The sequence below is a fragment of the Saprospiraceae bacterium genome (assembly GCA_016716185.1).
Lineage (GTDB): Bacteria > Bacteroidota > Bacteroidia > Chitinophagales > Saprospiraceae > Vicinibacter.
The window spans coordinates 1,491,853-1,506,310 of record JADJWV010000002.1; the positions used below are offsets into that span (position 1 = coordinate 1,491,853).

Annotated in this window: 8 protein-coding genes; 5 read left to right on the top strand and 3 right to left on the bottom strand. The window is 39.6% G+C overall.

Annotated features, from left to right (window positions below; translation table 11 throughout):
* Window positions 1–21: 21 nt before the first annotated feature.
* Window positions 22–825 carry a 5'/3'-nucleotidase SurE gene (surE, locus tag IPM34_07745; protein ID MBK8955431.1) on the bottom strand — a complete coding sequence of 268 codons (804 nt, stop codon included), beginning with the start codon at window positions 823–825 and terminating at the stop codon, window positions 22–24.
* A 66-nt stretch (window positions 826–891) separates the two neighbouring features.
* On the opposite strand from surE, the gene holA reads away from it, so the two are divergent.
* The 4 genes from holA (at window position 892) to IPM34_07765 (ending at window position 11,021) form a co-directional block, all read left to right on the top strand.
* Complete coding sequence (gene holA / locus IPM34_07750; protein ID MBK8955432.1) at window positions 892–1,893, top strand: DNA polymerase III subunit delta; 1,002 nt, start codon at window positions 892–894, stop codon at window positions 1,891–1,893.
* Between the two features lie 13 nt (window positions 1,894–1,906).
* Window positions 1,907–7,429: a hypothetical protein gene (locus IPM34_07755; GenBank protein MBK8955433.1), complete on the top strand. Its 5,523-nt coding sequence runs from the start codon at window positions 1,907–1,909 to the stop codon at window positions 7,427–7,429.
* A complete protein-coding gene (gene pbpC / locus IPM34_07760) occupies window positions 7,386–9,797 on the top strand; it encodes a penicillin-binding protein 1C (GenBank protein ID MBK8955434.1) in 2,412 nt (803 codons plus the stop codon). The genes IPM34_07755 and pbpC overlap by 44 nt, the downstream gene beginning before the upstream one ends.
* A gap of 153 nt (window positions 9,798–9,950) precedes the next feature.
* A complete protein-coding gene (locus tag IPM34_07765; GenBank protein ID MBK8955435.1) occupies window positions 9,951–11,021 on the top strand; it encodes a PorV/PorQ family protein in 1,071 nt (356 codons plus the stop codon).
* A 24-nt stretch (window positions 11,022–11,045) separates the two neighbouring features.
* Here the strand turns inward: IPM34_07765 and IPM34_07770 are convergent, their stop codons facing one another.
* Window positions 11,046–11,690 carry an LON peptidase substrate-binding domain-containing protein gene (locus IPM34_07770; GenBank protein ID MBK8955436.1) on the bottom strand — a complete coding sequence of 215 codons (645 nt, stop codon included), beginning with the start codon at window positions 11,688–11,690 and terminating at the stop codon, window positions 11,046–11,048.
* Window positions 11,683–12,936 carry a peptidase T gene (gene pepT, locus IPM34_07775; protein ID MBK8955437.1) on the bottom strand — a complete coding sequence of 418 codons (1,254 nt, stop codon included), beginning with the start codon at window positions 12,934–12,936 and terminating at the stop codon, window positions 11,683–11,685. Before pepT ends, IPM34_07770 begins: the two co-directional genes overlap by 8 nt.
* Window positions 12,937–13,017: 81 nt before the next feature.
* Between pepT and IPM34_07780 the strand changes: the two genes are divergently transcribed.
* Window positions 13,018–14,307 carry an NAD(P)/FAD-dependent oxidoreductase gene (locus IPM34_07780; GenBank protein ID MBK8955438.1) on the top strand — a complete coding sequence of 430 codons (1,290 nt, stop codon included), beginning with the start codon at window positions 13,018–13,020 and terminating at the stop codon, window positions 14,305–14,307.
* Window positions 14,308–14,458 lie beyond the last annotated feature (151 nt).

The following is a 14,458-nucleotide window of genomic DNA, read 5'->3' on the forward strand; positions in this document are numbered from 1 at the left end:
TACGTTTTATTAAATATAAACTTACAAATGTTCGGTTACAGTGTTCATGTGATCTTGTGAGAGTTCAAAATGTTTGTTTTCGGGAATCGCTGGGTATACGGTAAGATCATGACCCGATGGAACAATACTGATGTAGCCATTGTTGAGCGCCCAGATATCTGTATCGGGTTGAGGTTCAGGGGCAACAAACTTGCCGGTCAGCCAATAATAACTTTCGCCACGCGGGTCTTTGGATTCTTTGAATTCTTCGTCCCACCTTCCTTCAGCCTGTTTGCATACTTTAATTCCTTTTATCTGGCTTTTTTCGAGTTTAGGAATATTGACACTCAATAAATTACAATTATAAATACCGGTTTGCAGGGCTTTTATCAAAATGTCCCTGATAAAACTTTCGCAGGCCTGAAAGTCCGCTTCAAACGAATAGTCGAGTAATGAAAATCCGATTGAAGGGATCCCTTCCAAGGATGCCTCCATAGCTGCAGACATCGTCCCTGAATATATAATGTTGATCGATGCATTTGATCCGTGGTTGATGCCAGATAAACAAATATCTATTTTTTCGTCCTTTAAGATGACATTTTTAGCCAGTTTTACACAATCAACGGGTGTTCCTGAACATTCATACGCTTCCACATCTTCGAAATCCTTTAATTTATGAAGGCGAATGGGCTGATGAATGGTGATTGCATGGCCCATGCCGGATTGTGGACTGTTTGGGGCTATCACGACAACTCTGCCGAAAGGTTTTGCGATTTGAATTAATGCATGCAAACCCGGAGCGAAAATTCCGTCGTCATTCGTTATTAAAATCAGTTTTTCTCCCATTTTCCGTTTAAAATTAGGCTTAAAGATAACCCCGGCAGAATTAACTTTACAAGACCAAATGTTAACATGGATTATAAGCAACTGATCAAAGAAATCAACCAATCAAAATTTAAACCTTTTTATCTGATCTATTCAGAAGAAACGTTTTTTAGCGATGCCATCAGTCAGGCCTTGCTCAATGATTTTATAGCTCCGGAGCAAAAAGACTTCAATCAAATCGTGGTCTATGGTAAGGACTTGACGACCCAGGCTTTAATAGACCTGGCAAGAGAATATCCTTTCATGTCCGAAAGAAAACTGGTCCTGGTAAAAGATGCTCAGGATCTGAAAAATTTGGAATTGATGACTCCTTTTATGAAAAAGCCTAATCCTCAGTGTTTGCTGGTTTTGATGTTTGCAAAAAAACCGGATGGAAGGTCAGGCTGGATGAAAGAAGCGAAAGAGCACAGTGCTTATGTTGAATTTAAATCATTGAGTGACTATCAATTGCCTGCATTTGTAAAGTCCATGATCAGTGATATGAAATTGGAGATTGAGGATAAGGCCTTATACCTTTTGCTTGAATACATCGGAAATGATCTGGGTACTTATTACAATGAATTGGGCAAATTGAAAATTATTCTAAATGCAGGGCAGAAAATTGACGAGCAAATTGTTGTGAAATTTATAGGAATCAGTAAAGATTTTAATGTGTTTGAACTTCAAAAGGCTTTAAGTTTTCGGGATAAATCGCGATCCTATTGGATTGCCAGAAACATGGCGAATCAGCTCAAATCCCATCCTTTGGTTATGACCATTGGTGCTCTTTTTAATCATTACCAACGGATATGGCTCACCAAAACTTACAGCAAATTGGACGATGATGAGTTAAATAAAATAGTCAAATTGCCTTTTAAGTCCTTCCTTAAAGAATATAGGGAAGCATCATCAAAATATTCCATGCAATCACTTGAACAATCTATTGGATTATTAAAGCAATACGATTTAAAATCTAAAGGATACTTGTCGGGTGCGGCACGTGAAGAAGATCTATATTTAGAATTAGTCATGCATTTGTCAAACGTATAATCCGGAAAAACTTATGTATTTTAAAAATTGGAGCAGTCTTTTGTTGTTCAGTTTAATCTTTATCGCTTGTAAAAAGGAGCAAATACTTTGGGTTGCAGAGAACAACCATTTGTATAAGGAATACATAGCAGGATATTCTCCCGGTCAGCTTGAGCGGGGTGAGTCATTTGTTATCGAATTTACACAACCGGTAGTGAGCGAAAGCAAAATTGGCAGCAAACCAGACCATCGTGTTTTTAAAATTCAACCGCTTCTCAAGGGTGAATTTATCTGGTCAGGTACTTCGCGAATTGAATTCCGGCCTAAAGGAGATATTCCTCGGGCTATTCAGGATTATACAATTGTTGCGGATCTTAAAACTATTTTTCCGGAAATAAAAAATGAGCTCAGGATAGCCGGTTTCCGCTTTCACTTTGCTCCTTTAAGCGCCAGAGTAAAATGGGGTTTCCCAAGAGTTGACCAAAGAGATACTAACATGATGTATATCGAATCGAACCTGGAGATCAATGCTGATTTGGATGTCGAAGACATCAGAAAAATGATTCGCGTTAGTGGTCCAAATACCACAGATGTAAGTATTGAAATAATGCCCTCTGAATCTGATTCAAAAATAAACATACTGGTCATTGGAGGTATTCCCAAATCAGAGCAACCATACGACGTGCAGATCGGCATTCAACTAACTGGAGCAGGTCAGCAAAATGATATCCTTACACATATTTTTAGAATTCCTTCAAAAAGTGAATTCACAATTACAGGAATGGAAAGATTGGATTCAGAACTTAGTGCATACCAGGTATATTTTTCCAGTATGCTGGATCCGGTTCAGGACGTCGAAGGATTGGTACAGATAGACACGGCGAATCATTCTCCTATACTAGTGAAAGACATTGATAATATTCGAATTGATCTATCAGAGGCCGATTGGCCTGTGATGGGAAATATCAAAATTTTAAAATTGCTTAAAGCAGCTTCAGGAAAAGATTTGGGTGATGATCAGCTATTGCCTTATACACTGGTTGAAATGAAACCTCAAATTCGATTTGTATCCGAAGGTACCGTACTTCCTTTCAGCGAAAAAGTGATTATGCCTTTTGAGGCTGTCAACCTGAATGCTATTGATGTCGAAGTTTTTAAAATTTTTCAGAATAATGTTCTTTACGACATGCATTTGAACTTCAGCAAACAAGACGACAATTATAATCTGGTAAGGTTGGGGCGAGTCATAAAACAACAAACCATTAAGTTGGAGAACTTATCTCCAGGTTCTAATAAAAACTCGTGGAAGCGATATGGGCTGGATTTGAGTAAGTTGATAGAAACTGAACCGGGAGCCATGTATCAATTGAGATTGAGCTTTCGACCTGGTTATACGGATTATCTTTGTGCTAATGGCCTGCCTGAAATTCCGGATTATTTTTTTACCGATGATTCAGGCGATCCCGATCTAAAATCCATCTGGAGGGATTATCCATATTACGATTATGAAGCCGGTTATGACTATGGTTCAGCAGATGACCCCTGTAGTCTGAGTTATTACTACAGCGAACATTATGCTAAGAGAACCTTGTATGCTTCTAATCTTGGTATAGCGGTTAAATCTACAGGAACAAACGGTCCGTGTTATGCATTTGCTTACGATCTTCAATCTGGAAATCCACTAAGTGGCGTACAGGTAAAAATTTACGATCGGCAGCTGCAATTGATAGGCCAGGGGAAAACAGCAGGAGATGGAAAAATGTCTATCGAGATTGCAGGTAGAACTATGTATGCCATCGCCGAATGGAATAAACAGTATGCATACCTCGCTTTGGAGGCGGGAAAATCCATGTCGCAATCCGAATTTGAAACAGAAGGTGTACTAAGCAAAGATGGAATGAAACTTTCGGTATATACCGAAAGAGGAGTTTGGAGGCCGGGTGATACCATTCATTTAAATGCAATTTTGTTTTCCGATCAAGCATTGGAGCAAAAATTTCCTCTTCAATTAAGTTTAACCAATCCAAACGGAAAAGTGGTCTTCAACAGCTCGCTGTCCACCCACGTCCAGGGATTATATGCATTCAAAATTCCACTTGCTCCCAATGACATCACGGGAAATTACGTTGCCAAAATTCAGGCGGGTCAAATTGAACTTGTAAAAAATCTGATGATCGAAACCATCAAACCCAATAATGTAAAAGTGAATTGGGGCCATCCTGAAAAGTTGAATTATAATCTGTTGAAAAAAGGCATAAACATGCAGGCCTTGTGGTTGCACGGACAGGTTGCTGCAGGGCTCAAGACTCAGATCAAATTAAAATATAAACTCGTTGAACCTTATTTTGAAAAATATCGTGAATTCCATTTTATCGATCCTGAAGTACGCTTATCGGATGGTGAATTGGAATTGTATGAAGGAAGCCTGGATGAGCAAGGCAGATATACGGGAAGGAATATAGAATTACCTTTGGAGCAAAATACTGGAGATGTCAAAGGAAATTTGACTACGTTGATTACCGAATCTTCAGGTGTACTCAATACAGATTATTATCCGATGAACATCCAAATGTTTGAAGAATATGTGGGGATCAAAATTCCGGATGGACCCTATGGTTATAAAAGTCTCGAGCGGGGAAAAAACCAGGATGTCAGAATTGTTGTGGTAAATGCTGCTGGTAAACCAGTAGCTGAGCGGATGGTAACGGCCGAATTGTATAAAGTTAGCCATGAGTGGTGGTATGAAATGAGAACGGGATTTCCCAGTTATTACCAGACTGCTAATTTTAAAACAAGAATTAAGACTGAGAATCTGAAAACAGATAAGAATGGAATTGCATTATTCAACCTGAAAGTCGATGATTACGATCGATATTATATCAAAGTAATTCATAAAAATAATTTATATCAGACCGGGGACTATTTTTATACAGGGTGGCCCGCTGATGACCGTTCCAAAAATTTTGCGAATATCCTTAGTTTTAAAGCTGATAAGGAATCGTATCAAACAGGTGAGACCGCACAAATTGCACTTCCAGGTGCACCAGCAGGCGCATACACGATCAATGTGATCAAAGGAAATCGAATTGTAAAGTCGGAACTCCTTGCTGCTGCTGCGACTCAAACCATGTATGCATTGCCGCTAGAATCCGGCATGGCGCCGAATGTTTATGTCGATGTAAGCTTTGTCCAGGCTTGCCACAACAAGAAAAATGATTTGCCGCTGCGGCTGTATGGGATTATCCCATTAAACATTGTGGATATAAATAAAAAATTGATTCCAAAAATGGACGTTCCCGATGTCATCAAGCCCGATGAAAGTTTCGTTGTGGAAATTGGCGAGGAGTCATCAAGACCCTGTGTCTATCAATTATTTATTGTCGATGAAGGCTTGCTCAATTTAACCCGGTTTAAGACTCCGCAACCATACGATGATTTGATGGCGAAGGAAGCATTGGCCTTGATGAGTTGGGATAATTTTGATGCTGTGATCGGCAATCTTGATGGTGAAATTGAAAAAGTATTCAGCATTGGCGGTGATATGGCTATTTCTACCAGGGAATTGAATAACATCAAAAGATTTAAACCGGTACTTTTAGCATCTGGTCCTCATGTCTTGGAAAAGGGCAAAAAAAACAAACATACTTTTAAAATCGAAAACTATACGGGTGCTGTGCGGTTTATGGTAATTGCCAATAACCTGCAGGCTGCAGGCTCTGCTGAGAAAAGTGTCCCGGTCAAAAAAGAAATGATGGTGCAAATGAGTTTACCCAGATCTCTCACTTATAAGGATCAGTTAAGTGTACCAGTTACCCTTTTTGTATCGGATCCAAAAATCAAATCGATCAACTTAGTTCTTGATGCGGAAGGACCGGTGCAAATCATAGACCCTGCATCTAAAGTACTGAAAATAGATAAAGTAGGGGAGTATGTTCATTTTTTCAATGTTCGTGCAAAAGAAAAATTGGGACCTGCTTTTTTTAAAGTTAAAGCAGAATCCAACGGAATTGTCGCTAAGCACGAAATTGGGATTTTCGTGGAAAATCCTAATCCGGTTACCCAGAAATATACCAGCTACTGGATCGAAGCAGGGAAGTCGATTAATCAACGCTTCGAACCCTATGGGATGACAGGCACAGGTAAAATTCATTTGGAAGTATCGACTTTAAAAAATATTTCACTGACCCAACTCAAAGAAAAATTAATTCAATATCCACACGGATGTTTGGAGCAAACACTATCTGCGCTTTTTCCTCAAAGTTTACTTCAATCTTTACAGGAGTTAAATGCGGAAGAAAAGAGTAAAATAATTACTCATATAAAAGTAGGCATGGATAAATTGCGCAGGTTTCAACAGCCAAACGGTGGATTTAGTTATTGGCCCGGATTAACGGATATCAGCGATTGGAATACTACTTATGCAGGGCATTTTATGATCACAGCTAAAAATTCCGGATATCAGATTCCGGCCGATATGCTTGACAAATGGTATCGGTATCAGCTGACCACATTAAATAAAATCGAATCCAAGGATTTAATCTCCTATCCCTGGAAACAGAAAGCACTTGCATATAAACTTTATACACTGGCCTTATACGGAAAACCTGCATACGCTGCCATGAATGTTCTGTATCAACTCAAAGAAAGAAATGTTATGGCATCAGGGTTTCTGGCCGGTGCGTTTTATTTAAGTGGCAAACACGACGTGGCATCGAATTTGTTGCCAGAACAGGCTCCGGTAATTCATAGTTATCGCGAGTATGAAGAGAGCTTTGGATCTGCAATCCGGGATGAAGCAGCTTTGGCACAGATTTTTAGCTTGATGGGGAAGAAACAAATCGCTTTTGGATTGCTCGAAAAAATTTCAAACGCAGGCGTAAATATGGATCAGATGAGCACTCAGGAGCTTTCTTTTGTGATGCAGGCAGTGGCCAATTTATATGGAAAAAAATTAGCAAGCCCTGTGAGATTTGAATACCAGTGGCTGGGTACATTGGAAAAGCATGAAATGTCCTCGAGTTATTATTCAAAGGAACTAAAATATGGAAATGGAGATAAACTTTTATTTGCGAATTCTTCGGGAATCCCATTGTCTGTGAATATTATTCAATCCGGTGTGGAGCCATTGATGGAAAATGTAAAAGAAATGAGGGGAATTCAAATTACAAGTGAAATGAGAAATCAATCCGGCCATATAGGACTTATGAAAACCGGGGATCAGTTAGAGGCCATCATTGAAGTACAGCTTACGAACTACAATGGAACCATGAAGAATATTGCACTTACAGTTAATTTTCCCAGTACGTTTGAAGTAATCAATGAGCGCATCGGAGGACAGAATGCAACGCCGATCGGGGTGGATTATCAGGATTTTCGCGACAACCAGGTGAAAACTTATTTTAATCTTCAATCGGGAAAACCTTTGCGTCTCAAATTCCCTTTGCATGCCAGTTTTGCGGGAAAATTTGCGACACCACTGATTACCTGTGAATCCATGTATGACCCATCTGTTTATGCCAGGATCAGTACACCAGTTTTTGAAATACAGAAGAGGTAAATCCTATCTTTGGAAATTCGGGATAACGGCAGTAGCTATACTCGCCGGATGTCTTTTAATATCCGTATTTGCTGTAAATGCGCTGATGAAAAAGCAACAATACTCAATTGTTGTTTATGACAAAGACCACCATTTAATGGGTGCCCGGATAAGCGCTGACGGCCAATGGCGCTTTCCGCCTGTAAATCAATTACCGACGAATTATATTACTTGCTTAAAATATTTTGAAGATAAAAGATTTAACTGGCATCCTGGTGTGGACATCATTGCACTTTCACGGGCGTTTTACGATAATGTTAAAACAGGAAGTATTAAGAGTGGTGGTTCTACCATCACCATGCAATTGGCACGTTTGCTTTGTAAACATCAAAACAGGAATTTGTTTTCGAAAATTATTGAAACCTGGTATGCACTGGGATTGGAATTGAAATATTCAAAATACGAAATACTGTGCCTGTACGCAAGCTTTGCGCCCTATGGAGGAAACGTGGTAGGATTCGATGCAGCGCTTTGGAGGTATTTTGAAAAGACGCACAGAGAAATCACCTGGGCAGAAGCTGCTTTGTTAGCCGTCCTGCCTAATCAACCATCCTGGTTGCATTTGAAAAAGAACAGGCCTTTGTTGTTGCAAAAAAGGAACAGATTGCTTAAAATGTTAAGCGATCAGCAAATGCTGGATCAGGAAAATTATCAACTTGCTATACTCGAACCATTGCCAGAAGGTATGCACGAGATCCCACAGATGGCTATGGGCTTGATCGATGTTTTAAAAAATAAATATCCAGGCCAGCATCACTTTCAGACCAGTGTGGATTTGAATTTGCAAATTCAGCTGAACGAAATTGTCAAATACCATTGCAAAATTTTACGGGGCAATGAAATTCATAACACAGCGGTGTTGGTAGTCGAAAACCATTCAGGAAAAGTAAAATGCTACATACCCAACACACCCGATATCGGTGTGCCCGTAGAAAATTCAATGGTCAATAACATCCATGCACTTCGAAGTTCAGGAAGCATTCTAAAACCATTATTGTATGCTTCAGCTATAGATCTGGGGCTCATCCACAGCCATAAACTGATGCCGGACATACCAACAAGCTACGGCGATTACACTCCGGAAAATTTTTCAAAAACTTTTTATGGAATGGTTACGGCAAAGCAGGCATTGCAATGGTCTTTAAACATTCCTGCAGTTCGTTTGCTGAAAGAATACGGTTTGTTCAGATTTCACGAGCAATTGCATAAGCTAGGCTTTACTTCTTTTACCAAATCTCCTGACCATTATGGTTTAAGCCTGGTTTTGGGTGGGGGTGAAGTTTCTGTTTGGGAACTGGCAAATGCTTATTCCAACCTTGTGTTTCAATTTATTCAATATCAAAATGAACCAGATAAAAGAAAACGGATATTTAGAAAAAACCTGAGTTTGCTTGAGCAATCGGAAACTCAGACAAGTTCTGAATTTCACCGCGACGTATTGAAAATAGGTTCGGTGTACCAGATGTTGGAAATGATGAAGGGTAGTCCCGAAGCAGCAGGCGACTTGACTTATGCTCATCTTAATTCTTCAAAAAACATATCCTGGAAAACTGGAACTTCTTTTGGATTTAAGGATGCATGGTGTGTAGGGCTTTCCGGGGATTACACGATTGTAGTTTGGCAAGGAAATTCAAACGGATTAGGAAGGCCTGGTTTGCTGGGACTGCATACGGCCGCACCTTTGTTGTTTGATCTAGCAAATTCTTTGAAAATGCACGTGGAATGGAAGGCTCCAGTGGATCAGATGCACCCGCAAGTAGTCTGTAAACAAAGCGGATTGGAATTGTCGCAATTTTGCCCGGAGCCCGACACAATACTTTGTTCGAATAATTCCATTTCTTTTGGATTATGCAATTACCACAAATTGATTTATGTCGATCCGACAGGTCAGCACCGAGTGACCAAAGATTGTGAACCGGAAGCCCGGCCTCAAATAGTTTTTTCATTTAATCCAGTTGTGAGCTATTTCTATAAAAACAGACCTGCGGAATACAAGGAAATTCCACCCTGGAGAAGTGATTGTTCGAACCAGCTGGTCAAAGGAACAGAATTAGAGATTATATATCCGATACACGGGAGTCTGGTCTACCTTCCGGTCGATTTGGATCGCAACAGAAATAAAATTATTTTTAAAGCCACCCACAAAGAAGCGCAGGCCACTTTGTTCTGGTTTCTGGACGGAACCTACATCGGTAATACTAAATCCAATCACGAACTCCCCTGGACGCTACCCAGGGGAAAACACAAATTATCCATCAGCGACGATCGCGGCAATTCCATGCGCATAGATTTCAGCAGCAGACATTCGAACGATCTCACTGTGGAGTAAAATTTATTTTACAGGAAAAGGGATCGGAATGTTAATTGTTTGATGTTCAATAACGGGTTCTGGCTCATCCCTTAATTTCAATCGGGGATTAATTTTGAGAACTACAACATATTACAAATATTTATCATATATTTGCATTTTGAGAACCTTAACATGAGGATTTACCTGATCATAATAGCGGTATCATTCGGAAACAGCCTGATCAAAGGACAAGCTCCCAAATTCAGCAACGATTTCTTGAACATCGGTATCGGAGCGCGCGGAATGGCAATGGCCGGAGCAGTTTCATCCAATACGACCACCATCCAGGCAGCTTACTGGAATCCAGCTTCCATGCCTTTCAATCCATCCGGCTTCCAGGTAAGCGCACAACATGCCGAGTGGTTTTCGGGCATTGGCAGTTATGACTATATTTCTTTTGGTAAAAGTCTCGACAATGAATTTAAAAGTTACGGATCCATAAGCCTGATCAGAATGGCTATTGATAAAATACCGAATACACTTAGGCTTCGCGCTCCCGATGGTAGCATTGATTACAGTAAAATAGAGGAATTCAGTGTATCGGATTATGCATTTCTGCTGTCTTATGGGCGCAAACTCTCAAACCCAAATTGGTCATTTGGAATAAATGCCAAAATGATTCATCGAAATTTTGGTTCCTTCGCCAATGCCTGGGGTTTCGGATTTGATGCTGCAGTTTATTATAATCGTAATAATTTTTCTATGGCTTTAATGGGTCGGGACATAACTACTACATTTAATGCATACAAATTTAGTTTTACCAATGAAGAGAAAGCCATTTTGCAACAAACCAATAACAATATACCTGTTCGTTCAGTTGAATATACTTTGCCAAAATTAGTTTCCGGTTTTTCTTACCGATTTAATTTTTCGAAATCTTTTCAGTTATTGAGTTCCGCTGATCTGCAGTTTTCTTCAGATGGACGCGAAGCTGCATTAATTTCAACGCAGAAATTTGTTGTGGATCCTTCAATAGCCTGGGAATTGGCATATCTTAATAAAATCTTTTTACGTTTCGGTTTTGGTAATTTTCAAAATGTATTAAAAGATGATGAGCCAAATAGACGAGATTTCTCTTTTGAGCCTTCAGCGGGCATAGGTTTGCACTTAGGAAAAATAACATTGGATTATGCAATGACCAATGTTGCAAATAGTGGAGTAGGATTGTATTCGCATTTCATTTCCTTAAATCTTGATTTTTAGTTCGACGTTTTAAATCACTGCGATTTATTTCCATTCCTCTGATCTGAAATCTCTGAATTCTCCATTCATATGGATATTTTTTATCCAGTTTGATCTCAGACGACTATGTTCGATCATGATTCCAATTTGGTTGATGAGTAAACTCAATCGTTCGTTTTCCGATTCCAAACTTAAAAAATGGTATTCCTGCGTTATATCAAATCCCACAAAATGTCCGAGGTCGTAGCTTTTTAATTGATCCCATTGGATTGAACGATATGGCTGGACTCTGTTTAGTTCGCATAGCTCATCAAATAATTCTTTAACTTGGCTGGTCATTTCATGATCTCCGGTTTCCAATTCAGCCGCTGTGAATATTTCGGCACCCGGGTAAAGTTTGTGATCAAGTTTCTCCATGTAACGTTGCATTTCAAATTTTGCCAAACTTTGCAATCTCACATCAGACCTTCCATCTTTGTATAGTTTGCTGATTTCTGTCAGCTGAACCAGACAGCCTACGGGCATCATCCTGTTTTCAAGGAGGGTAAGAATTCCAAATACCAAATTTTGCTCCGAGCAATCTTTTATAAGTTGTTTGTATCGGGGTTCATATATATGCAATCTTAATTCTTCATTAGGAAAAACAACTATGGGCAAAGGGAATACCGGTACAATCGTGGAATCAGGCATATCGTTCACTTATCTGACAGATTCTTACGATAACTTCAGCTGCTTTTTGCATGTCCTGGACTGATACCCACTCTTTTTTAGAATGGATCCCGTGTTCTCCCGCAAATAAGTTGGGACAAGGCAAGCCCATAAAGCTCAACCTGCTTCCATCGGTTCCTCCCCTGATAGACCCTTTGAGAAGATCCAATCCGGCTTCGCCGATAGCCTGCTCTGCAAAATCGACGGAGCGGGAGTTTATGGAAAGAATTTCTTTCATATTCCTGTACTGTTCACTTATAGTAAAGGTATAACTGCTGTTTGGATATTTATTCAATACCCTGTCAACCACTTTTTTCAAATAATCCTCGTGAACTGCCAGCTGGGATGTTTCAAAATCCCGTATGATAAAATGCAAAGTTGCCTGTTCGAGCTCTGAGTCCACTTTCACTGGATGAACAAAGCCTTGCATGCCTGAAGTTTTTTCAGGGATTAAATGTTCAAGTGGTAATGCAGCAACAATGTCGGCGGCAATTTTAATTGCATTCTCCATTTTATTTTTTGCATATCCAGGATGTGTACTAACTCCGGTAATTTTAATGATCACCGCATCGGCAGAAAATGTTTCATCTTCAAGACTTCCCAATTCTCCACCATCCAAAGTATATCCAAAATGGGCTCCGAGCTTTGGAATACTCACGTGATTGACCCCTCTTCCAATTTCTTCATCAGGAGTAAATAGTAACCTGATCTTTCCATGGGCTATTTCAGGATGATGATGTAAATACAAAGCGGCTTCCATGATGGCGGCTACTCCTGCTTTGTCATCAGCTCCCAATAAAGTCAGTCCGCTAGCAGTGATGATGTCTTCTCCGGATTTAGTGAGGAGTTCCGGAAATTCTTTTGGACTTATTTGTAAGGTTGGATCATCGGGCAGCAAGAGATCCTGGAGCTGGTAATTCAGGTGAAGAATTGGTTTAACCTGACTACCGCTGCAGTCCGGAGCTGTATCCACGTGGGCACAAAAACATATGACCGGTATGTCTTTGTTGCTGGTTGCCGGCAAGGTAGCATACACATAACCAAATTCATCCAATTCTACGTCTTTTATTCCGGCATGAGTTAATTCTTCAACCAGTAATTTGGAAAGATCGAGTTGTTTGGCTGTGGAAGGCACGGTATCAGAAAATGGATTTGATTGTGTGTCTATTCTTGTGTAGCGCATAAATCGCTCAGCGATGTTTTGAAATGCATTTTTAAACGGCTCCATTTGTTAATGTATTTAAATTCTAAGCTATTTGTAGGGAATAATTGTTACTCTGGCAGACGTAAAGTTATAATAAATTACATCATGGCATTTAACATACCGGATACAGAGAAAAAAAGAATAGTCATCATAGGAGCAGGATTTGGTGGTTTTATCCTGGCGCAGAATTTAAATGTAAAATATTATCAGGTCGTTTTAATTGATAAAAATAACTTTCACCAGTTTCAGCCTTTGTTTTACCAGGTTGCCATGTCGGGACTGGAGCCCAGCTCGATTTGTTTTCCACTTCGCAAGAATTTTAGAAATAAAGATGATGTTTTTATTCGGGTCGCTGATGTGTTAAAGATTGATGTAAGTTCAAAAATGATCGTTGCGGATATTGGAGAATTGGGATACGACTACCTGGTGATTGCCACCGGCAATTCAACGAATTATTTTGGGAGGCAAGACTTAAAGTTAAATTCAATTCCACTTAAATCGGTTTCTGAAGCCCTTTACTTGAGGAATCGCATTCTGGAAGATCTGGAAAAGGCAGTTTTGGAAAAGGAAAATGCATTGAAGGATCAACTACTCGATATCATCATCGTGGGGGGTGGGCCAACGGGTGTAGAATTGGCCGGTTCACTTGCGGAAATGAAAAAGCATATCATTCCAAAAGATTATCCGGATTTAAATACAAACTTAATTGATATACATCTTATCCAAAACGGAAATCGCCTTTTGGCTAACATGTCTGCGAGCTCATCTGAATATGCACTTAAATGTTTAGAAAAAATGGGTGTGCATGTGCATTTAAATAAATTAGTAACGGATATTCGCGATAATGGCGTTTTACTGAGTGATCGGGAATTTATACCCGGAAAAAAAATAATTTGGGCTGCTGGAGTTAAGGCAATCGTTGTTCCGGGGCTTCCAGTGCATGTTTATGCTCCGGATGGAAGGTTAACGGTTGACCAATTCTGTCGTGTTATTGATCATCCGGATATCTACTCTATTGGTGATGCTGCTTATATGATTTCTGATTCATTCCCGAACGGTCTTCCTGCACTGGCTCCTGTGGCAATGCAACAAGCCAGGTTTTTAGCAAAGTATTTGAATGCGCAGCACCTTGGTAAGCAATTGAATCCGTTCCATTACAGGGATAAAGGTCAAATGGCCACCATCGGAAGAAATAAAGCAGTATTTGATTTTGGAAAATTTCACGTACAGGGTTTTATTGCCTGGCTCTTATGGCTATTCATCCATATCTATTTTTTGGTCGGAATACGGAACAGAATCGTTGTGTTTGTGAATTGGGTTTGGAGCTATTTGTTCTACGATCAGGCTCTGAGATTAAATATCAAACCACATATCCCTGAATCCAATGCTTCTTAGAATAAAAAATAAGATTAATGATTTGTCTTGATTATTGTAGCAAATAATTATAAATATCAAGAATCCTGACTAATGCCAAAACGACCAATTCAAAATTTAAATGTCGAAAAGTCGAAATGTATATAGATCAAATTATTCAACCAAATAAAAA